Origin of the sequence: uncultured Gimesia sp. (genome assembly GCF_937910335.1) — a bacterium.
In the GTDB taxonomy this organism is placed as follows: domain Bacteria; phylum Planctomycetota; class Planctomycetia; order Planctomycetales; family Planctomycetaceae; genus Gimesia.
Genome location: NZ_CALEMX010000498.1, coordinates 1 through 23132, shown reverse-complemented (window position 1 = coordinate 23132; position 23132 = coordinate 1). Strand labels below are relative to the sequence as shown.

Annotated in this window: 12 protein-coding genes and 1 pseudogene; 7 read left to right on the top strand and 6 right to left on the bottom strand. The window is 46.9% G+C overall.

Annotated features, from left to right (window positions below):
- A pseudogene (locus Q0668_RS20480) lies at positions 1-284 on the top strand (hypothetical protein); the annotation flags it as partial.
- A gap of 325 nt (positions 285-609) precedes the next feature.
- On the opposite strand, the gene Q0668_RS20475 reads toward Q0668_RS20480, so the two are convergent.
- From Q0668_RS20475 to Q0668_RS20465, 3 genes are all read right to left on the bottom strand, one after another.
- The gene (locus tag Q0668_RS20475) at positions 610-2001 is read right to left on the bottom strand and encodes a DUF1501 domain-containing protein (RefSeq protein ID WP_298868045.1); all 1392 of its coding nucleotides are present in this window, start codon (positions 1999-2001) and stop codon (positions 610-612) included.
- Between the two features lie 35 nt (positions 2002-2036).
- Positions 2037-4928, bottom strand: coding sequence for a DUF1553 domain-containing protein (locus tag Q0668_RS20470; protein ID WP_298868044.1), 2892 nt, complete (start codon positions 4926-4928; stop codon positions 2037-2039).
- 451 nt (positions 4929-5379) lie between these two features.
- Positions 5380-6492: an alpha/beta hydrolase-fold protein gene (locus Q0668_RS20465; RefSeq protein ID WP_298868043.1), complete on the bottom strand. Its 1113-nt coding sequence runs from the start codon at positions 6490-6492 to the stop codon at positions 5380-5382.
- 187 nt (positions 6493-6679) lie between these two features.
- Between Q0668_RS20465 and Q0668_RS20460 the strand changes: the two genes are divergently transcribed.
- The 3 genes from Q0668_RS20460 to Q0668_RS20450 all read left to right on the top strand — a co-directional run bounded on the left by Q0668_RS20460 (position 6680) and on the right by Q0668_RS20450 (position 16197).
- Positions 6680-9688, top strand: coding sequence for a PVC-type heme-binding CxxCH protein (locus Q0668_RS20460; protein WP_298868042.1), 3009 nt, complete (start codon positions 6680-6682; stop codon positions 9686-9688).
- A gap of 144 nt (positions 9689-9832) precedes the next feature.
- Positions 9833-13648 carry a beta-galactosidase trimerization domain-containing protein gene (locus Q0668_RS20455; RefSeq protein ID WP_298868041.1) on the top strand — a complete coding sequence of 1272 codons (3816 nt, stop codon included), beginning with the start codon at positions 9833-9835 and terminating at the stop codon, positions 13646-13648.
- Between the two features lie 53 nt (positions 13649-13701).
- Entirely contained in the window at positions 13702-16197 is a 2496-nt protein-coding gene (locus tag Q0668_RS20450) for a neutral/alkaline non-lysosomal ceramidase N-terminal domain-containing protein (RefSeq protein WP_298868039.1), read from the top strand.
- 83 nt (positions 16198-16280) lie between these two features.
- Here Q0668_RS20450 and Q0668_RS20445 read toward each other — a convergent pair whose 3' ends face one another.
- From Q0668_RS20445 to Q0668_RS20435, 3 genes are read right to left on the bottom strand one after another with little or no spacing between them, the layout of a single operon-like run.
- A complete protein-coding gene (locus Q0668_RS20445; protein ID WP_298868037.1) occupies positions 16281-18431 on the bottom strand; it encodes a hypothetical protein in 2151 nt (716 codons plus the stop codon).
- On the bottom strand, positions 18428-19339 hold the full coding sequence (locus tag Q0668_RS20440; RefSeq protein WP_298868036.1) for an ABC transporter ATP-binding protein: 912 nt from the start codon (positions 19337-19339) through the stop codon (positions 18428-18430). Before Q0668_RS20440 ends, Q0668_RS20445 begins: the two co-directional genes overlap by 4 nt.
- Positions 19336-19731 (bottom strand): GntR family transcriptional regulator, encoded by a 396-nt coding sequence (locus Q0668_RS20435; protein ID WP_298868034.1) that lies wholly within the window; start codon positions 19729-19731, stop codon positions 19336-19338. Before Q0668_RS20435 ends, Q0668_RS20440 begins: the two co-directional genes overlap by 4 nt.
- 479 nt (positions 19732-20210) lie before the next feature.
- On the opposite strand from Q0668_RS20435, the gene rfbA reads away from it, so the two are divergent.
- From rfbA to Q0668_RS20420, 3 genes are all read left to right on the top strand, one after another.
- Entirely contained in the window at positions 20211-21095 is an 885-nt protein-coding gene (rfbA, locus tag Q0668_RS20430) for a glucose-1-phosphate thymidylyltransferase RfbA (protein WP_298868033.1), read from the top strand.
- Positions 21096-21276: 181 nt separating this feature from the next.
- Positions 21277-22065, top strand: coding sequence for an ABC transporter permease (locus tag Q0668_RS20425; protein WP_298868031.1), 789 nt, complete (start codon positions 21277-21279; stop codon positions 22063-22065).
- A partial coding sequence (locus Q0668_RS20420; protein WP_298868030.1) for an ABC transporter ATP-binding protein occupies positions 22055-23132 on the top strand: 1078 nt, incomplete at its 3' end. The genes Q0668_RS20425 and Q0668_RS20420, both read left to right, overlap by 11 nt.

Below are 23132 nucleotides of genomic sequence, written 5' to 3'. Positions count from 1 at the left end.
TCGGTGACTTTACATTCGCGGCTCAGATCAAGGGACGGAAGAAGCCACTCTCGACGCTGTTTTATCTGCCGCCGACTCCAAACGTGACCTACTCTTCGGCGCTGATGCACAACGCCGAAAAGATGTTTCTGACTGGCGAGGCTCAGTACCCCGTTGAGCGAACGCTTCTCACCAGTGGCGTCATTCAGTCGTGCATTCAGGCTTTGAAAAACGGTAGAAGCAACACGCCGCACCTCGACGTGAAATACACCGCTCCGCGCGAGTCCCCGTTTTTCAAGTCGTGATGAGGTTGCCACAGAGTCACCGTAGAAGGCTCGAAATATTGTAAGCTCCTTCGATAACACAACTTCCAAAATCGGGTCGCTTGCGAGTCGTTACGAAAAATGTTTTGTACGGTGATCGCGAAACAGCTTTGCGGAAAAACCATGTCAGGCGGTGTGTGATACAATTAATTGTAAGGAAACCCGAACAACCAAAGATAGAACGTTGGCAAATAGAGTAATCCCAAGAGTCCAAGTCCGATGCCCCATTTTGCGAACTGCCTCGGATCGCGAGAATCGAGGGGTGGTCATGACCAAATTGCATCAAGCCGCACGTTAAGGTACATTTCTAAGCGATGATTTCATGCACAACATTACCATAGACATCAGTCAGTCGGAAATCGCGTCCTGCATAACGGTAGTTGAGACGCGTATGGTCAAGTCCCAGCAGATGCAACATTGTCGCATGTAAGTCATGAATATGGACTCGGTTTTCGATTGCATAATATCCATAATCATCAGTATTCCCATAAGCAAACCCTTTTTTGATACCACCTCCTGCTAACCAGATGGTGAAACCTTGAGGGTTATGATCTCGGCCATTTGTTCCCTGGACAATCGGTGTACGCCCAAATTCTCCTCCCCAGACAACAAGGGTATCATCGAGTAACCCACGGTTTTTTAGATCAGTCAGCAATGCTGCAATCGGTTGATCGGTTTTCAGCGAATTACTTTCATGCCCTTTTTTCAAGTTGCTGTGTTGATCCCAGACATTACCTGTTGAAATTTCAACATAACGGACACCTGCTTCCGAGAGACGACGGGCTAACAGACATTGACGGGCAAAATTGTCTGTCGTTTTATTTCCAATGCCGTACATCTCCTGAGTCTCTTTCGTTTCTTGAGCAAGATCAAGAACTTCAGGGGCGGCTGACTGCATTCGAAATGCAAGCTCGATTGACTGAATTGCACCTTTCACCTGTTCATCACGTTGCAAGCGTTCCAAGTGATCTCGGTTGATCTCTTGTAAAAGTAGAAGTTGTTTTTGTTGTTCGTATTTTGTGATTTTCTGGTTACCAAGATACTGAATGCGTGCATTTCCTAATTTACCGGAACGACCGATGGTTGTTGCCTGATGGATCGCAGGTAGAAAAGCAGTACCGTAATTGCGAGGTCCACCATGTCCACTCGCTGGGCTAAGTGACACAAAGGAAGGAAGAGCAGGATTATCAGTTCCCAAACCATATGAGACCCAGGCGCCAACAGAAGGACGGACTAAATTATCTGACCCGGTATGCATCATACAGACAGCTTGACCATGAGACTGTCCATTGCTGTGCATTGAACGGACAACACACATCTCATCGACATGCTGCGAAAGGTGAGGTAATAGTTCAGAGACCCATTGACCACATTCACCATGCTGTGAAAATTTCCAGGGAGATTTTAACAGCTTGGGAACAGCATCTATATTCTTGGCAGGTTCGAAAGGTAATTGCTTGCCATCATGCTTTGTCAACATTGGTTTGGGGTCAAAGAGATCGACCTGACTGGGGCCTCCGTGCATAAACAGAAAAATTACACGTTTGGCTTTGGGAAGGTGATGTGGTGATTTAGGTGCCAATGGCTGGGATGCTGCTTGCGATTCAGAATGGTGCAAACCGGAAAGGGACACGCCTCCCAATCCACACGCTGCCAGCTTCAATAGCTCACGGCGATTCATTTGTTGATAATGACTCATCAAAGAAATATCCTGTATCAGGAAAAAGGAATGAACTACCCCTGCATGCGAAACTCTGTTGAAGCAAACAAAATATGAATGAACTGAGCCAATGCTTTTTTGTGTACTTTGAGTCTCTCTGCTTTTTCATTGGGAATTGAAAATTGCTGTTGCAAAAATTCAACTCCCTTTCTCATTTCCTTTTCCGTTGGTGGTCTCGAAAAGATGAGTTGATATGTAGCAGTGACAAGGTTTTGATTGTTATCTCCAACAGCTTTCAGTATTTTTGCAGCAGCATGGTCGGAACAGTCCATCACAAAAGGGCTGTTCATTAACAGTAACGCCTGGGCAGGAACATTCGTTACGGCACGTTTCCCTGTCACCATATCGGGATCAGCAAAGTCAAACAAAGTTAAAATGGGTGGCAACTCGTTACGGATAACAGGAAGGTACAAACTCCGTTTTGTCGTTTGTTGACGCTGGTATCCTTTTGCATTCGCACTGTTGGTTGAGACAAGTGTACCAAGTCCGGGTACTGGTGATTTACCGGGTGAGAGGTCTAGTTGGTTACTCATTGCAAGCATCGAATCGCGAATCGCTTCCGCAGGTAATCGACGACGATGTGCACGCCACAGCAGTTGGTTTTCTGGATCGACTTTCCAGCAATTTTCACGATGTCCGCTACTCATTCGATAGGAATGGCTCAACACAATTTTTCGGATCGTTTTTTTGATCGACCAGTGATCTCTCATGAAGTCGGCAGCAAGAAAATCAAGAAGTTCAGGATGTGTCGGACGGTCACCAAGCTCACCAAAGTTGTCAACACTGGAAACAATCCCGCGACCAATCAGATGATACCAGATACGGTTGACAATCACTCGGGCTGTTAAAGGATGTTTTGGGTTCGCAATCCAGTCTGCCAGTTGTCGTCTGCCGCTTTCTGTTTTTCCGATGGATGGTGTCTTGGAGGTCATGGCAACCTGCAGGAAACTCCTTTTTACCATCGGTCCCTTATTTTTATATTCGCCACGAACACAGATATTGCAATCAGAAATCTCTGAAAACTCGTCCGCAGCTAATGCCTGTGGCAGTGGTTTGGGTGCGGATGCTGAGAGTTGTTTCAGTTTTGCTTCAAGTGTTTTTAGAGCAGTTTTTATTGGCTCTAATAACTTTTTCGTTTGCTGATATTGTTTTTCCTCAGCAGCACTTCTTTTCTTAACTGGCTTCTTTTGAGTCTCGACTTGAACAAGTTGTATGGCATCAGCAATAACATATCCAGAAGTATCTCGATTAGAAATTGTGACTGTTGCCCGTTGATCAGATTTAAACGGAAACTGACCAATTGAAGTAAACAGGTTGTCTATTTTTGGTTGCGGTTGTTGATTCAGCCTGACGATGCTTTCTCCATTTGCATGACGAACTGTGACTGGAACGTTGTTAGACCTGTTGTTTCCAGGTGTGTAAGAAACACGAACATCGTATGTAGCTGAAGTACTGATGTTGATCGGAAACTCAACGGACTTTTCACCTTTTCCTGACTGTTCATCATGCAGATAGTTTTTTCCGATGTAACCTTTTGAGAGCGTTGAAGATTTCCAGTCTCCCTTTATAATTGCCAGGGAATCATCAATCGTCAGCACGGGGCTGATATGAGCCAGTTGAGCAGTTGCTTCCCTAAGCTGTTTCTTTGTTGTAGAAATGTTTTTCTCTAAATCATTTTTTGTCTTTTCATATTGATCGACTGCAGCCTGATGGTCAGGTCGGGCAGGGAGGGATCGGCGTTTCCAGGTTGAAACGAACTTTGCACTTTCCCCTTCAAGCGTTTTCGTGCTACGAAATATTCCAGCCATCGCGTAGTAGTCGCTCGTAGGGATCGGGTCAAATTTGTGGTCGTGGCAGCGGGCACACCCCATCGTCATTCCCATGAATGCAGCCCCGACGGTGTTGATCTGCTCATCAACAACATCCATGCGGAGTTTTTCTTTATCACGCTCACTGAGCATTTTCGTGCCAACCATGAGAAAACCGGTCGCGATCATCTGCTCAGCACGTTGCTCATCAGATTTGTAGGGAAGCAGATCACCTGCAATCTGCTCGCGAACAAACTGGTCATACGGTTTATCTTTGTTGAATGAGTTGACGACATAATCACGATATCGCCAGCCATTGTGGAAGGTTGCGTTGAAGTCTCCACCGTTGGAATCTGCATAGCGTGCCACGTCAAGCCAATGTCTTCCCCAATGCACACCAAACTGCGGTGACTTTAACAATGTGTCAACAAGTTTTGAGTAAGCATCTTGTGAAGTATCGTTCACAAACAAATCAACGTCACTCGGTTGAGGAGGGAGTCCAATTAAATCAAAATAGAGACGACGAATGAGTGTACGACGGTCAGCTTCAGCAGCAGGTTTCAACTTCACTTTTTTAAGTTTGTTGAGAACAAAACGATCTATCTGGGTCAGACTTGATTTGTCATCTGAAACACTTATGTTCGGCACTTCTGTTTTTAGAGGTTGGAATGACCAGAACGTTCGTCCTTTTTCAATATCGATGACTCGGGGAACGATTGAAGGTGATTTTTTATTGCGGGGATCAACTGCACCAAGCTGAATCCAACGTTCGAAGTCTTTGACAACTTGCTTCGGCAATCGACCAGCGGGAGGCATCTCCAATCCCTCGTATCGTAACGCTTCCAACAACAGACTTTTCTCTGGCATTCCCGGTACGATCGCTGGTCCCGATTCACCTCCCTTACGCCAACCTGCTGCTGTATCAAGAAACAGTTCACCCTTAACTTCTTTTTTGTTATCCGAGTGACACTCATAACAATACTTTATGAGAGCAGGTCGAATACGGGACTCAAACAACTCAATGCCCTTGGCATCATCAGCGTGTACACAGACTCCGTTTGATAATAGCAGCAGACTCAATGTAAGTGCTGCTCTCACTAGAGAAGAATTCCGGCTATATCGTTGTGATATTAGAAGATGCAGCAATTGCATTGGGAGAACCTCACCCCTTTTCATTGGAATCGTCGTCACGGATAATATTCAGTTTTTTTGTCGTAGACACCAGTATAAATATAATAACAAGCTCAACCCATCTACGTCCATTGCGTACTGTTTTTATTGACGATGTCAGCAAGCATCACAAAGTCAGGTAGGACAAGCGTTGTCTGGCCGGTGTTTACAACCCTTAGCGTTTTAGGTGTAAAACGATAGAGATTCGCACTAATCAGGGCATTGTATTGTGGAGTAGGAAACGCTTACTGTGAAAAAATCACCCGTAATGATGACGCTTCAGATAGCGGAGTAGATGGTACTACCGTTGAGGACAGTTAAGAACCTGTTCTACTGCTCAATCAGGCCAGGATTACGTAATACACGTCCGTCGTGTCAATCACTCCGCATGATAGCCGCGCCAGGTCCAGATCAATGTATCCGCCAGCGTTTGTTCGAATACTTTGCGATCACAGTGCCTCGTTGTACGACTGAAAACGTAACGGTAGTCATAGCCTTTGGCTTTGAGAGCCGCTGCGGTGCGTTTATTCGCCATCACCCAATTGTGATAGGTTTCTTCCGAATCTTTGGCACGCAGGTCATTTTCTGCGACATGAGTGAAAATTCGCAGAGGTTTCTTGTCACTGTTTTCAATCAGTTTCATGCTGGAATGGTATTCCCACGCACCGAGTGGAAATTTCGATTCTTCCGGTGCATCATCATCCTGCTGATCAACGAACGTACCAGAGTAAGTAATCAAGCGGCGAAACAAGTCAGGACGAAACCAACCCATGGTCAATGCCGCCGCACCACCAGAGCTACAACCCATCGTGGCTTTGCCCCAGGGGTTTTCTGTGAATGCTATCTTGGGATAGGCGGATTTGATTTCCGCATTATTCAACACAGCCGGCAATACTTCATCATTGATAAATCGGACGAAGCGATCAGACATCGTATCGTATTCGAGACCGCGCTCGCTCCCTTTGCCATCATTTCCCCCGTTTTGTACGGCGATCACAATAAATGCAGGCAACCTACGGTCCGGGTTTTTGGAAATCGTTAGATTATCTAAGGCATTGCGAACCAGATCCAGGCGACTCGGTCCATCGTGGGTTACAAGTAGAGGAGCTTTCGTGCCGTCTTTGTAGGCGGCTGGTATGTAAACGAAAATCTTGCGTGTTTCACGTACGGGTTTTTTAGTATCGAGTGTCGTATCATCGCCGCGAAAAATTTTGCTGTCTGCAAGAGGCATTGAGAATTCGAAGTTCTTGCCTTTGGGGTTTCCCCTGTCTGTGAGATCCGGGTCGATCTGATACTTGGGGCCGATGACAAAATCTCCATTGCCTTTTGTCCCCGGCTTCTCTGTATACTTTTCGGCGGAAAATGCCAGATGAGACGTGAAAGCAATCAAGGTAATCGTAAGAAAAAAGTGAGTGAAAATTGGCAGAAATTTGAATTTGTAAATCATGGCGAATGTCAATCGATTGAAGGAAACTCCGGGTGAAATAGACATAAAATATTTAATCAGCTTACTATATATAGTATCACCTTTCAATTTAACTATTCGAAATGGTACGAATCGAAGGACAGAGTTTGTTACAGAGTGTGCCAACGAGAGGTGTTTTTTCCTGCAACAGGAGATATGATAGAGACTCTTCGATGTTGTTCTAAATAGATGTTCTCGTAATGTGAGTAAGTTGATGAATCTCCAGCGTATTATCCTAAGCCTTTTCTGTGTTGTAATCACTTTTAATAACACTTTTATTTTCGCCGTGGAACCCGATTCCAAGCCGGTCCCCGTATCGCAGGCTGCGAAGAAAATGACGCTACCAGATGGATTTCAAGTTTCACTATTTGCAGGTGAACCGGCAGTCGTACAACCCATCGCAATGACCTTTGATGCACGGGGGCGGTTGTGGGTTGTGGAATGCCTCTCCTACCCAGGCTGGAAAGACGACGGTACAGGCCAAGACCGCGTGACCATTCTGGAGGATACCAACGGCGATGGTCAGCACAATAAACGAACCGTGTTTCTGGAGAATGGGGTTAACCTCACCGGAATCGAAGTCGGCTTTGGTGGAGTCTGGCTCACCGCCACTCCAAACTTGATCTTCGTGCCTGACCGCAATAACGACGATCGTCCCGATGGTCCACCAGAAGTGGTTCTGGATGGATGGGACCTGAAAGCCAGACACAACGTTTTCAACAGTCTGATTTGGGGACCCGATGGTTGGTTGTATGGGTGTAATGGTATCCTGTCAAAATCTCGAATCGGGGCACCTGGCACACCCGATGACAAACGCACGCCCATGGATTGCGGTGTATGGCGCTATCACCCCACTCGCAAAACTTTTAATGTCGTCGCCAGTGGTTCGACGAATCCATGGGGACTTGATTTCGATGAGTTTGGCCAGGCATTTATCACCAACTGTGTGATTAAACACTTGTTTCATATTATTCCCGGTGCTCATTACGAACGCATGTTTGGTCAGGATATCAATCCTTACTCATACACGTTAATTCCAAGTTGTGCGGATCATATCCACTGGGGTGGCGGAGACTGGACCACTTCTCGAACCGGCAAAGTACACGATGACGCGGGAGGCGGACATGCACACTCCGGCTGTGCTATTTATCTTGGCGACAATTTTCCAGCCGAATATCGGAATAATGTCTTCATGTGCAATATTCACGGCAACCGCCTCAATCGAGATGTTCTGGAACGAGAGGGCCCCGGCTTCGAAGCGCATCATGCCCGTGATTTTCTGCATGCGAATGATCCCTGGTTTCGAGGTATTTCCGTTAAGTGCGGACCGGAAGGGGGACTGTACTTCTCAGACTGGACGGACACCGGCGAATGTCACAACTATGAAGTCGCAGATAAATCGAACGGTCGAATCTATCGGGTCACATACGGTGATGTAAAAACGACGCCGCGCAATTTAGGCGCTCTGTCGAATGCTGAACTCGTGCAACTTCAGTTCGCTAAGAATGACTGGAAAGTACGCACCGCGCGACGTCTTCTACAAGAACGAGCCGCAGATTCCAATATGATTGCACCTACCACAGATCTCATTGTCAAATTGAATCCCAAGAATGAACGAGAAGCCGTGCGAAAGCTATGGGCCCTGTATGCCGTTGGTGGTATGGATGCGGTTCAGAGTTCAGGTATGGTGAAAAACAACGCCTCCGAGTGGGTTCGTTTCTGGGCAATCCAGTTGGCTGCCGACGAAACAGGACCTTGGTCACCCGCATTAAAAACTGAAATCGCAGCGCAGCTCAACACATCGACACCCCTCATTCGAAGGTCTCTTGCTTCAACGTGTCAACAACGTATTCGTTCCGGTCATTTAGACGAAGTGCAAGAGATCCTTAAAGCACTCTTGTCAAATGTCGATGATCGCAATGATCCACTTTTGCAGGCATTGAACTGGTACGCCTTGGAACCAGTCGTTGCCTCACACCCTTTGTTAGTACTGGAATGGATCCCGGAAATCAAAATGCCCCTCGTACAAACATTCGTTGCGCGACGCATGGTAGGACTTGAAGGCGGCTTCGAAAGTTTGGCGGCAGTCTGGCAAAATTCTTCTAATGCAGACTGGCATACTGCCAGTTTAAAAGGTGTATTGGATGCGTATGCCGGCGTGATAAAATTGCCCATGCCTGAAAACTGGCCTGCCACGTATGCACGATTGCAAAAGCATACCGACCCGAATGTTCGCTACGATGCGAAAGTGCTGGGCACCATCTTTGGTGATGCAAAAGTAGTCGAAGAGTTTCGAGCTGTCATGAATGATCAATCGCTGGCTCCGAAAAAACGGATGGACGCACTCAATATACTGCTCACTCGTAAGGCGGAGCAGCTAGGTAAGACATTACGCTCATTACTGGATGATACCGATTTCCGAACGGCAGCAATCCGAGGATTAGTTTCCGTAGGTGGAAAAGAAGTTCCAGAACTGTTGCTTGTCCGATACTCAAAGGTCACTCCTGCACAGCGTCAGGAAATTATTCAAGGGCTTACCACACGAGCCACCTACGCACACACTCTAGTCAATGCCATCGAGAAAGGCAGCGTTCCTCGGTCCGATGTTTCAGCACTGATTATTCGTCAGATGCAGGCGATCAACGACAAAAAACTATCGAGTCGACTCAAAACAGTCTGGGGGGAGATCAGGCCTGTTTCCGAACGGAAACAAGAGTTGATCAAAAAATATCGGGCAGAACTTACACCCGCAACATTAGCCAGCGCCGATATGAATGCGGGAAAGAAACTGTACAAGAAGACGTGTGCAACATGCCATAAACTCTTCGGAGAAGGGCAAGAAATTGGTCCAGAGATTACAGGTTCTCAACGAACCAATCTTGACTACCTGCTGGACAATATTCTTGACCCCAGCGCCATTGTGCCCTCAAATTATCGTGTAGTAATTCTGGTGCTGGAAGATGGTCGCATCTTGCAGGGCATCGTCTCAGAAGAAAATAATCTACATCTCACCTTGAAAACGGCAACAGAAAAACTGATTATCCCACTCAGTAGTATTGAAGCGCGAAAGACATCCGGCGTTTCCATGATGCCCGAAGGTATGTTGGATAAATTAACGCCAGCAGAACGTCGCGATCTGATCGCCTATCTGCAATCACCCGCCGGCGTAATAAAATCGACTTCATATAAGGCAAGCGATGCAAAGGGGCCTGGTATTAAATGATGAAAGTGACTCAATCGCACCCCGGTCAGCAAATTGATCTACACAGAAAATACCGTTTTCGTACCTCAATTCGATAACGAACCCTTGCAGGTTGGTTACCACCTTTACTCGCAGGTCATTCTATAACGATGAGTGGAGTCACGAATGAAATGTAGACTGAAAACTCTGTGTTTACTTTCTTATTGTCTGCTTGTGTTTGCTTCACAACAGGCGAATGCAGAACCAATATTCATCGAAGCCGAAACAATGCAACCCTCCTCCGGCGGTTGGGTAGCAACGAAAAATGCCCAAACGCGAAGAGCCTCACGCACTCATACGATGTGGGGGGCAAGTGGAGCCATCGATGCCATCGCCCAGAAAAATGTGCGAGTCAAGACTGCGGGGAAATATCGGGTCTGGGTACGTTACATGCAGGTTGCAGCGTGGCGCGGTCCTTTCCAGATAGCAGTATCGGCGGGAGAAAAGGCAATTGCTTTAAAGACATTTGATTTGGAAATCATTCCCGGAGTTTCCGACTGGGAGTACACATGGCAATCGTTCGATGCCGACTTGCCAGCGGGCGATCTGACACTCTCACTGTCCAAGCACGACCAGAAGAACTGCGTCGGATATGTGAGACACATTGACTGCCTGTTGTTGACAAAAGACGAACAACTTAAACCCGATCATCTGCCCTATGCACCTCAAACCCTGGTACGGGTCACGATGGGTGAAGGTTACGACCGACCAGTCTACATGCATCTGTTTGCTGACCATTATCGTTCGCCCTGGTACGCACATTATGCGATTGGCGCCGATGGGATTCGAAAGACATTGGCACCACCCAAAGATCAAATGCTGAAGTCGGGTGATGTGACTCCCTGGTGCAATCTGACGCCCACCATCTATCAGGATTCAGGAGCAGCCTTGAATCTGTCAGTCCGACATACTTACTACGAGAAAGCGACACATTTTCGCGCGAAGCTGGAGTTTGGAAGACCGACGAAGGGCGGCAGCACGGACAACGACGTTGAAGTCATCAAAACGTTTGATGTGGAAGCCACTCCGAACGGATTGGTGATTATCGCTCCGCCCGATCTGGAATCGCCGGTAAACATTTCACGACTCAAGCGGGATCAGGAATTTGCAGAGGAAGTCGGCAAACTGGCTGATGCGTTCAACTGGCCTGAACATGGTCGTAAACCGGAAAAAATTCCGATGTTGGCCAGCGCAAGTATCGGTGGATACCAGTTACCGGTAGACAACTCGGTCACTGAACGCGAACAGAAAACGCTTGCTTATTATGGTTTTAATGGAACGTATAACCGACTCGTGCATGGCCTGTGGTTCACGAAGGAACGCTCGTATTGTCGGCCTGATCTTGAGGCCATGCACAAGCGAGTGAAACACGATGTGGAAAAATTCCGCGAGTCTGGACGGCGTTTGGATGATATCGCTGCTTGCGTCTTAATGGATGAACCTACAGGACAACCTGCAGCGTTCATGGCAAAGGACAAAGCCTATCACGAGCATTTTCGAAAATGGCTGAAATCAAAATCCCTTACGCCAGAGGATCTCCTGGTCTCAAATTGGGATGAAGTTCGTCCGGTGGTGGAAACTGAACGAGACCAGTTTCCTGCATTGCATTACTACACACAGTTCTTTCGTACGCGGGCGCTCGGCAATTTCATGACGACGCAAAAGCGGATCATTGAAGAGGCTTACGGTCATTCGTTTCCGACGATTGTCAACTTTAGCGACGGTGCGATCTATCACGCTAATTTTTGCGGGCAGGGTGTTAACTATTTTGAGCTGCTCGACGATGACGATCAAAATGCGATCTGGGGCGAGGACTGGGCTAATAATTCATCAACATATCAATGCGGTGCATTCAATGTAGCGTTGATGCAGGCGGCTGCGCGAAAACGTGGCCAGAAGATCGGACATTATTTAATCTCACACGCAAATCGAACGCCCTGGGATCTCAAAACCAAAGCCATCGCCGAGACGGCACGCGGCGTACGAATGTGGATGAATTTTGCATACGGTCCAAACTGGAGCAGTCATGAAGGTGGTCCTGCGTGGCGATCACATCTCTGGCATGCAAAGCCGGAACTCTGGACCGCTAATGCTGAGATTACTCGGGAAATTGGCGCAGTTGAAGACTGGTTGCTAACTGCGAAACCGACACAGGCTGATGTCGCGCTGCTTTATAGCTCATCATCTGATATCTGGACAATGCAGAGCAATCTGTCGTATGGCTTTGATCGCATGCATACATGGCTTTCATTGACGCACGCTCAAACCCCAGTCGACATCGTGCCGGAACGCGAGTTCGATCGACTCGATCAATACAAAGTCTGTTATCTTTCCGGCCCCAATCTCACGCGCGCTGCCGCCGAAAAACTCAGTCGATGGGTTCAGTCCGGTGGCACGCTCTGGCTGACCGCGGGAGCTGCCACACGTGATGAATTCAATCGACCGCTCAATATACTATCGGATACGCTTCCAGTCGAACGTGGTGAATTGAAGGCTCTGCAGTCCTTTCACGGTTCAGGACGTTTCCTCGGTAATCTTACGACGCACGATACAGTGACTTGGGATGATACGTCTCTGGAAGTACTCTCTGTGAAACAGCCGTTAAGCATAATCAAACCTCGATTGAATAGTAGTACTGAGGCCAAAGTGCTTGCGACGTTCAAAGACGGGAAACCAGCTACGATCAGTTGTCGTGCCGGGGAAGGTCATGTCTTCATGCTGGGATTCCTGCCTGGCTTGTCATATATCAAACCAGCTTTAGCAGCACGCAAACCGCTCGAACAACAGGGCAAAAAGGACCGTCTCGCTGCTCAGAAACTTGCTGACCAACAAGCCGCCTCCGTGAATGCGAATCAACCATTGGCCACCAGTGCGTCAGTAGTAGAGCAAAATAGTTCCAGCTCACTCACCGGTACAGATCAAGAGTTAATAAATCGTTCGTATAATCCCTGGAGTTTTCCGACGGGAATTCGCAACCGAATACTCACACCTGTACGAGCTGCAAAACTGTCCGCGTCACTGACGTGTGACACACCACTCGTAGACGCTGTCGAACTGCAATGCGCGCAAGGCACTCTGATCGCACTCTCGAATCATACACTACAGCCACTTGATCGAGTCGAACTGCAACTCAATACAAAACAACCCATTGTTCAAGTCAATTCTATACGACAAGGTGCGCTCACCTTCGAACAACTCCCCTCCGGTCAGATTCGCTTTGCATTACCGTTAGATGCCACTGACTTTGTTACCGTTTCAACGGGCGAAGTGAACTCGCATCTTCAAAAGAAGTCGGAGTTACGTATAGGTAAGTTACCAATCAATAAGATTTTGTTTTTGGGCAATAGCATTACGCTGCATGGTCCCGCGCCGAAAATTGGTTGGACAGGAAATTGGGGCATGGCAGCCAGTGCTAAAGAAAAAGATTATGTACATGTTTTGATGAACCGAATCGTCAAAGAAGCCGGAGGAAATCCGCGTGTGATGGTGAAAAATATTGCCCAGTTTGAACGCACTCTGACCGATTATAACATCCGGGAACAATTGAAGCAGGAACTTAAGTTCGAAGCGGATGTCGTCATTATTGCATTGGGCGAGAATGCCTCCTCACCAACAACAGATGACGCACGGACTCAATTTTCAAAAGCGTTTATGAATCTGTTTTCCGAATTGAAAAAACAAAACTCACCTGAGATTTTCGTGCGTGGTCAATTTTGGAAAAACAGTAACAAAGACAAGCTCCTCAAGCAGGCCTGTGAAAAAACAGGTGGGATTTTCATTGATACTGGCAAAATCGGCTTGGATGAATCCAGTCATGCACGTGCGGAACGAATATTCAAGCACGCGGGAGTGGCTGCCCACCCCGGAGATAAAGGGATGCAGCAACTGGCGGAAGCTTTTTGGCAAGCCATTCAGAAACAGGCGGGCACTCAGAAAAAATAGGATTAACAGACTAAGAAACTACTCATCGATTGATATAAAAAAGGTCACACCAAATGCAATTTATTTCTCGTGTTTTTATTCTGGTAAGTTTACTTCAGTTTAGTTCAGTCGCCTCTTTTGGCGCAGATCAGATGCAGCTGGAACATCCACAACCGCAGCAGGTGATTCAACGCACGGGAGTCGCGCCGGGAGTCGGATTTGCAGATGTCCTGATTCAAGGTGTCCTGCAAAAAGGAGGCGACAATGCCACATGGGAATACCGCGTGGTGACGCTTGCCGACAAATCAACAAACAAGCGAGGTTGGACGAGATTCAAACCAACCATAGACGGTAAGAACTTTAAAGGAACAGCGAGAATCGAAGCCGGAGGCTGGTATCGTCTGGAAGTACGCTGTCGCGAGAACGATAAGGTGATGGCTCTTAGCAATGTGGAACCGATGGGAGTGGGTGAAGTTTTTCTCGTTGCCGGCCAGTCATACGCAACCAATTGTAACGATGAGCAATTTGAGGTCACAGATCCACAGTCGCGTGTCGTTGCCTACCATTATGCGAAGCAGACATGGGCGGTCGCCAATGATCCGCAGCCTGCCCCTGATGGCAGCAATGGCGGTTCGATTTGGCCACCACTGGGAGATGCGTTAGCAAAAGACTTAAGAGTGCCAGTGAGTTTCGCGAATGTGGCCGTCGGCTCGACCTCTTCGATGCAGTGGATGCCGAAAGGAAACCTGCATCCACGCCTGATTTCCGTTGGTCAGAGCCTGGGGCAATTTCGGGCGGTTTTATGGCAGCAGGGAGAATCGGATGTCATCGCCAAGACCAGTGCCAAACAATATATCGCGAATCTAAAAACGATTCGTGAAACCGCTGCGAAAGCCTGGGGTTTTGAGCCGCCGTGGCTCCTGGCAAAGTCGACGCTGCATCCAACGGTTTACAACGATCCTGCCGGCGAAGGTCGCATTCGCGGCGCGATTGATGAGTTGATAAAACAGCCCGGTTTTCTGTCGGGGCCCGATACTGATACGCTCACCGGAGAAAATCGCGGCGATATCAAATCCCGGCGACATTTTTCTGGTATCGGTCAACGCCGTGCATCCCAGATGTGGATGACGTCTCTACTGAGTGAAGTACTTTCCAAACCGGATGCAAACAGTGCGTTACGAATTGGAATTGCTGAAACAGATATTACGCCTCCCGTTGGTTTTCCAATGGCAGGTTACTATCACGAACGGCTGGCAGAAGGCACGATTGATCCACTCAAGGCCAAAGCGATTATTTTTCGTGAAGGTAATACCGCAGCCGCGCTGGTTGTCTGTGATTTAATCGGCATTGCCACTGATCTTTCAAAAGAGGTTCGTAAGCGGGCTTCGGCTAAGACGGGTATTCCGATTACCAATATCGTGATCGCAGCCACGCACTCACATACCGCACCTGATTACATGAAAGAACTGTATTTGTATCTTGGCAAAGAAAAGCAGGAAGAGTTGAGAAAGAAGTATATTGAAAACCTGATCAACGAACCGGTGGAAGCCATTGTGCAGGCTTATGCTGACGCGAAGCCATCATCGCTGGCAACGGGTGCAGCGACACAGAAGACGCCCGTCGCATTCAACCGTCGCTTCGTGATGCGCGACGGCAGTGTAAAAACCTGGCAAAAACTGTCTAATCCTGAAGTGATTCGTGCTGCTGGTCCCATAGATCCTGATATCGGGTTGCTCACGATTCGAAACATAAAAGACGGTAAGCATCGCGGAATACTCAGCAACTTTGCTTTGCATCTTGATACCGTAGGGGGAATGAAATGGAGCGCTGACTATCCGTTTTTTATCGAGCGCACGCTACGCAGCGAATTCGGAGCAGATTTGGTCTCAATATTTGGTGCGGGATGTTGTGGCGACATTAATCATTCCGATCCATCAACTCCCAACAGGAACAAATCAGATTTTATTGGTAATTCGATCGGCACATCGATCAGTAAACAGCTTGCTCAATTGAGGCCCGTTGAAAATACAAAACTGACCGTTAATTCTCAGGTTGTGCGTTTACCTCTTGAGGAGGCAACCCGTGAAGAAGTCGATCGTGCGGTAAAGGCCATCAATATGATCAAAGCTGGCGGAAAGGTGGACTTTTTCGAACACGTTACAGCGTACAAAAAACTGATTCTCGATCAATTTCGACATCGCAAACCCTACGCAAAGACCACAGAACATATCACATGGGGGCTGAGTCGCTCGCTGGCTGGAGTTGGAGAGACAATTCCCGTTGATGTGACTGTGATGACGATTGGCAGCGAGGTTGCGATTGTCTGTCTTCCCGGCGAGGTCTTCGTCGAACTAGGACTGGCCATCAAACAAGCCTCTCCATTTCCTACGACAATTGTGATTGAATTGTCAAACGCTGTTGAGACGATCTACATCCCGCATCGCGCGGCTTACGCGGGCGGTAGCTATGAAGTCACCAATTCCGCAGTCCAGCCGGGAAGCGGCGAAATGCTGGTCGAAGCCGCAATAAAGCTCCTGCGAAAAGCAGCAACGACAAACAGCAAGAATTGAAGAGCCGTTCTGATTCTGATGAACTATTCTGTAATATGTGTAGAGGATCAGTAAGAAATCATGAATTCGTTCCACTTCACAGTTTATCCCCATTCACGCTTCAGGAAGACGCGATACATGACAACGTTTAATCCAATCGCAGCAACGATACCCATGCATGCAAATTGAATCAGAAGCTGCACGTCTTGCACTCCGTCGGGAAAGTTGTTGCTATTCAATATGGCTACAGGTAAAAGAACGGCGAATGGCAGTAGAGTCAACACGAAGATGTTTAGGACGATGACCCAGGATCGTTTAAAAACCAATACTGATGAACTGATTCCTATCATCCACAGCAGGCCAGCGATTCCGAATAGTAAAAATCCGAGTGCCTCCGTCTTGCCCTTCAGGGCTTCGAAGAGACCTGGGATATTAATCCCCATTATACAAATCACAACGACCCAATGGTCCAAAGCCAGTGACAAATATAACTGCTTGACAATTTTTTGCCTGCAAATCGGTCGCATTGATTCGACTTCCAGACTTTTACGCCGTTGCCACCAGATCATTATGGGGAGGATAACGGCGATACCACAGGGGCCGCCAAAGGCGCCACTCATCCAGCTAAGATCCTGTGAGAATAAAGCTTCACCCAGGACCAGACATCGAATTCCCTGGAACAGCAGGCCGAAGAAAATCATCATTGAAAGAAACATCAGGATCATCATTGGACGAAACGTATTGCCTTGTCGCCAGAGATGTACCATTTGCCAAGTGGATTCACCACAGTATTTCAGTCCCGTTGTGCCGTAGTCTATTATCCACAAGAAGGACTTGTTCATCTTTTTCCAGGGTATCTGTTTGACACGTTCTCGATCCCAGGGTGAGAGAGCAGGCATAGTTGTGTAGGTCTCATTCACCAATTCAGTGATTGCTGGTAGTTTGGTGAGACTCCAGGCGATGGACACAAGTTCAATTGCAATGATGGTCAAAGCAGGTATCGGCATCTGGCCCCATAGATACCAGATGGCGGTGCTTGCAATGGTTTTAAATCCTGGTTCTGTGAATAGAGGAAAGATCAAAAAGAGGCTGAGCACCGTCGGAAAAGCCAGCCATTGCGGATAAGTTTTTCCTGACAGTTGGACGATTGAAAATGAACAACAGATCGTTGGCAAGAAGAGTATCAAGCTGAAACTGGGCAGCATTCCAAAATCATATCGCAATAGTGTGAGCCACAAGAGCAACACTCCGACGGAAAAAATTCCTACAGCCACACGACGATGAGGGGCTAGGTAATGGGGCACAACTGAGGCTGCTGGCGAAATGAAATGTCCCCAAAGCTGGATGGACAGGATAGAAAATAGTAACGCCATCGCGAACATGGTCCAACCGATTGCATTCCGTTTATTTTTTGAATAAGTGATCGGCAATGCATGCACGGGCAGAAATGCACCCTCTTCGAATTTGCCATGATGTTGCATATAGAACCAGTCTGCATACACTTCTTTAAGGGTGGAATGATTCCGCAATAAGGCAAGTTGCTGTTCATTCAGGTCAATGTATTCCCATGCCTGAGGTTTACGTGGATACCTTCGGCTGAATTCAACGAGATTTGAATTAACAAGCGTGAGTTGCTCAAGCTGTGGTATCTGTACCACATAATTTAGCAGCTCTGGTGAAGCATTCACTAAGTGTAGCGCCAATAATTTCACTTTTGACATTCGCGGAATTTCATCAGGATGGGCTTCCAGTGTGAGGGCTAGCAGTTCCAGTTGAGATACTTTCTGCCCAAAACGTTGGATTGTCCCTGCAGGAAATCTGGTTCCACTGGCTACGAGCGCATCCAGTTTCGGTAAATCACATATCTGGTCGACATTCGCGTCAGTCAATTCATAACTATCCAGTTTAAGATAAACCAAATTCTGGAACGGACTCAAATCGGGCAGCCGGTCATCGTCGTGTAACCGCATCATATTTAGCGCGGTTATCTCTTCAGGATCGACACGCTCTAAAAGTTCGGATAGAGTTTGTATGTTTTTTTTGTCGTCATGTTTGACATTCTTAGAGTCTGTATAAACTCTCTCAATTCGACTTGGTGCATGTGGTCTGGGACCGATCTGCATGACATTGCCGTCTGTCTCTCCCACCGCCAATATCAGAACGCTAGGCAGTAATAGAAGTGCAAACAATACAATGAGGGGACGCTGCCAGTAAGTCTTGAATATTTGTGCGTACTGATTAGATTGACTGTTCATAACGTGATCTCCTCTTCTGTCAGCGAAGAGACTCCCGAGAGTTCCAGAAAGATTTCTTCAAGATTGAGATCTTCGATAGTAAACGTGGCGTTTAAATCTTTTGAGAGAGTTTCCAATACTTCTGCTTGAAAATCTTTAACCGCCAGCAATGCATGTTTTCCGTCTACTTGCGAGCGAAGTGTACCAGGAAGATTCAAGCTGAGTGGAAGGTCTTGTTCTGCTGTGATACGGATGCGTTTGACCTGACCTTTGAGCGAATCCAATTCGCCGGAAAAGCCAACGATGCCTTCTTGTAGAAAAACTACATGCGAGGCAACGCGTTCCAGATCAGAGGTAATGTGAGTTGAAAACAGTATCGTATTTTCTTCCTCTTCAGTGAACTCAATCAGTGATTGCAGAAATTGACGCCGAGCCACAGGGTCGAGGCTGGCCACCGGTTCATCCAGAATCAGTAACTCCGGATGGTGCCCCAGTGCCAGGATCACCGCCAGCTTTTGCCGTTGCCCCACAGAGAGTGCTCCCACACGCTGCTTCTCATCCAGATTCCATTCCTTCAATAACACATTGACGTAGTCATAGTCCCAGTGTTCGTAGAATGCTCCGGTATACTCCGTCATTGCTTTAACGGTCATCCAGGGGAGTAAGATGTATTCTTGCGAGACATAACCTAAACGCGACTTGGACTTTGCGCTCAAGTCCCAGGAATTCTCGTTGAATACCGAACTTGTGCCTGATGTGGGTCTCAATAATCCCAGCAAACATTTAATCAGCGTGGATTTCCCAGAACCATTTGTGCCCAGTAAACCTACAATCTGTCCTGCTTCAATTTGAAGGTCCAGGCCGGTTAGCACCTGATTGTCTTTGAACTGTTTATGCAAGTCGGCGACTTGGATGATGGTAGTGCTCATGATTTATACTCCCGAAGCAATTTGTTGACTACAGATTGAATCTGCTCATCGCTGAGCCCTAGTTGGCGACCACGCACGATGGCCTGTTCCATCATTGGCTTGAGTTCCTGCATGCGCACCTTGGAATTGCCAGAATGGGTCGACTTCTGCACCTGCATTCCTTTGCCTCGCACACGCCCAACAATATCCTCCGCTTCGAGTTTGGAATAAGCCTTGGAGATCGTCATCGGGTTCACTCCCAATTCCGTCGCCATTTGTCGCACGCTGGGCAGCATATCTCCTTCTTCCAGGTTGCCACCCGCAATCATCGCATTGATCTGTTCGATGATTTGCAGATAAATGGGCACTCCCGAAGAAGGGTGTACTTCAAATTGTGCGGGTTTTGTCGTCATCCATTCCTCTTGGTTATAAAGTGTATTACTACACTAATACACTGGGGCGGTAGAGTCAAGCCAATTCGAATCTAAATGGTACTTACTGGAAAAAAGCAGAAGCTTAGAAGTAATTCGCTACTGTTTTTCAGGGATGCCTAATGTGCGCTTGTGTGCATTAACGTTGAGGAGTACACATGCGACTGGGCCGTGTCTGATCAGACATACTTTCAGCACAGATTTCTCTCAATCAATGAAAATACCAGTTTCTACTCATTTTTCTTTGCAGAATGCGCGATAACATATTGCTTTATTTTCTGGATTTCAATACTAAATGCCTGTTAGTAACAGAGTTATCTAGAGGCAATATTTTGGAATGGTGATGACTCTCGCAATCCAGTTTGAGGTGATTGCGTGCGGAACGGTCCTCTCGATTTCAGAAATTTGAATACCGTCGGTAGTGATTGTCACATCTGAAACTGAAAATGCAGGGAAAGATAATGTCAAGAAAAGGTATTATTTTAGCAGGTGGGTCTGGTACACGGCTTCACCCTGTTACCAAAGTCATTTCGAAACAGCTGCTGCCCATTTATGACAAACCAATGATTTATTATCCGCTTTCATCTTTAATGTTAGCAGGCATCAACGAAATATTGATCATTTCCACTCCCCACGATCTTCCCATGTTCCAGGATTTATTGGAAAGCGGAGAACAGTGGGGAGTCAAGTTTCAGTATGCTGCTCAACCATCGCCCGATGGATTAGCACAGGCCTTTCTAATTGGTGAAGAGTTTATAGGTAATGACTCCGTCTGTCTGATTTTAGGCGACAATATATTCTATGGTCATGGATTGACTGAAAGTTTACAGGCGGCCACCCAACGTGAATCAGGGGCAACGGTTTTTGGCTATCAGGTTCATGATCCGGAACGTTTTGGCGTGGTCGAGTTTGATGATGAAAAACGTGCGATTTCCATTGAAGAAAAACCCAATGTTCCCAGATCCAACTATGCGGTGACCGGGCTTTATTTTTATGATAACGATGTCGTTGAAATCGCGAAAAATGTGAAACCTTCCGCGCGAGGCGAACTGGAAATCACTTCTGTCAATAATGCCTATCTGCAACGGGGAAGCTTAAATGTCGAGCTGCTCGGGCGGGGGCACTCCTGGTTTGATACGGGCACGCACGAGAGTTTACAGGATGCGAGTCATTTTTTTCAAACCATTGAAAAACGACAGGGGCTCAAAATTGCCTGCTTGGAAGAGATCGCTTATCAATCAGGCTGGATTACAAAAGCAGATCTCACAAAGCAGGCTGAGCTGCTTGGAAAAACAAATTATGGCCAGTACCTGCTAAAGGTAATGGAGGGAATGTCTCACGAGTAGCGGTTGTCGTCGACAGTGAACCGGTTCTGTCAACGATCTTTCTCAGAATTCATTCAATAGCTAGCTATTAAAAGAGGCTGTCTTACAGGAGATCCAGAACAGTCTGGATCATGAACCCAAGGCATAATAGGGAGGGAATGTCATCAATTCAAATTCCTTAGTATCAATGAATCCCATCGAAATGGTTCATAGTTTACTAAAGAACCGTCAGCTGATCTGGCAAATGACAAAGCGCGATGTGATTGGAAGATATAAAGGGTCTGCCTTAGGTTTGACTTGGTCTTTCTTTAACCCTTTAATCATGTTGGCGGTTTACACATTCGTATTTAGTGTAGCATTTAAAGCACGTTGGCAAACCGGTTCTGATAGTAAATCTGAGTTTGCGCTGGCGCTTTTTATCGGCATGATAGTACACGGCTTACTGGCAGAGTGTGTCAATCGGGCTCCCAGTCTAATACTCAGTAATGTCAATTATGTGAAAAAAGTAGTGTTTCCGCTGGAAATTCTGCCTTGGGTAGCCATGGGGGCGACGTTTTTTCATACCTTGGTCAGTTTGTTCGTCTGGGGGTTGTTCTTTGTGGTTGTGAATCAGACCTTCCATTGGACTGCCGTGTTTTTGCCGTTCATTTTTGCACCGCTCATCTTGTTTACGATGGGGCTTACCTGGTTTTTGGCAGCTTTGGGAGTTTACCTGCGAGACGTGGGACAAATTACGAGCGTCTTTACAACCGTGTTATTATTTATGTCTCCGGTGTTCTATCCCATTTCAAACATACCCGAGCGATTTCAGGTGTATCTCTATGCAAATCCGCTTACATTTATCATAGAACAATCAAGGGCTGTTTTGATGTGGGGGCAATTACCCCACTGGGGGGGATTAGTCATCTGTCTCATAGTCAGCCTGTTTGTTGCCTGGTTGGGTTTTTCTTTATTTCAGAAAACACGCAGGGGATTTGCTGATGTCCTGTGATGATAGCTCACTTAAAAACGATGTTGCGATCAAGCTGGAAGGAGTCAGCAAATACTTCCAGATCTATGACAAGCCTCATCACCGATTGATGCAGGGGCTGTTTCGGGGCAAAAAACAGTTCTACAAAGAGTTTCGTGCATTAGAAGAAATTTCATTTGAAGTAAAAAAAGGAGAGACGGTCGGCATTATTGGACGAAATGGTGCCGGCAAATCGACGTTACTTCAAATTATATGTGGAACGATGACACCCACTTTGGGTACGGTGAATGTTAATGGTCGAATTGCGGCCTTGTTAGAGCTCGGTTCGGGATTCAATCCTGAATTCACTGGTCGCGAGAATGTATTTATGAACGGTGCGATTCTCGGTTTAACAAAAACAGAAATCGAAGATCGTTTTGATGAAATTGCCGCCTTTGCAGATATTGGAAATTTTATTGACCAGCCAGTCAAAACCTATTCGAGTGGCATGTATGTCAGGCTGGCATTTGCTGTGATTGCACATGTCGATGCGGAAATTTTAATCATCGATGAAGCGTTGTCGGTAGGTGATGCTTACTTTACACAAAAATGCATGCGTTTTTTGCGTCGATTTATGAGTCAAGGAACATTGTTGTTTGTCAGCCATGACAATTCGGCAATCACAAATCTGTGTGAACGGGCAGTCTGGTTGGATAAAGGGAAAGTAAGAATTGCCGCCGACGCCAAAACCGTATGTGAAAAGTATTTTGAAGGATTGTATGCAGACCAACAGGGTGTGCGTACAAATCTTAATGAAACTACTGTTAAAACTGAAACGAAAACTGCTACCAATCAGGAGTTTGTTGACGGAAGGCTCGCGTTTATCAACTCGACTCAATATCGAAATGATATCAAGCTATTTGAATTTGATCCAGATGCGGAAAACTTTGGTGCAGGAGGAGTTGAGATTTCAGACGTTGCTCTCTGCAACGAGCAGGGAGAAAAATTATCTTGGGTTGTCGGAGGGGAAGTCGCAAGTTTATTGGTCACGGCAGAAGCTAAAGAAAACTTGGATTCTCCCATTGTTCAGGAGCAACATTTACGACATC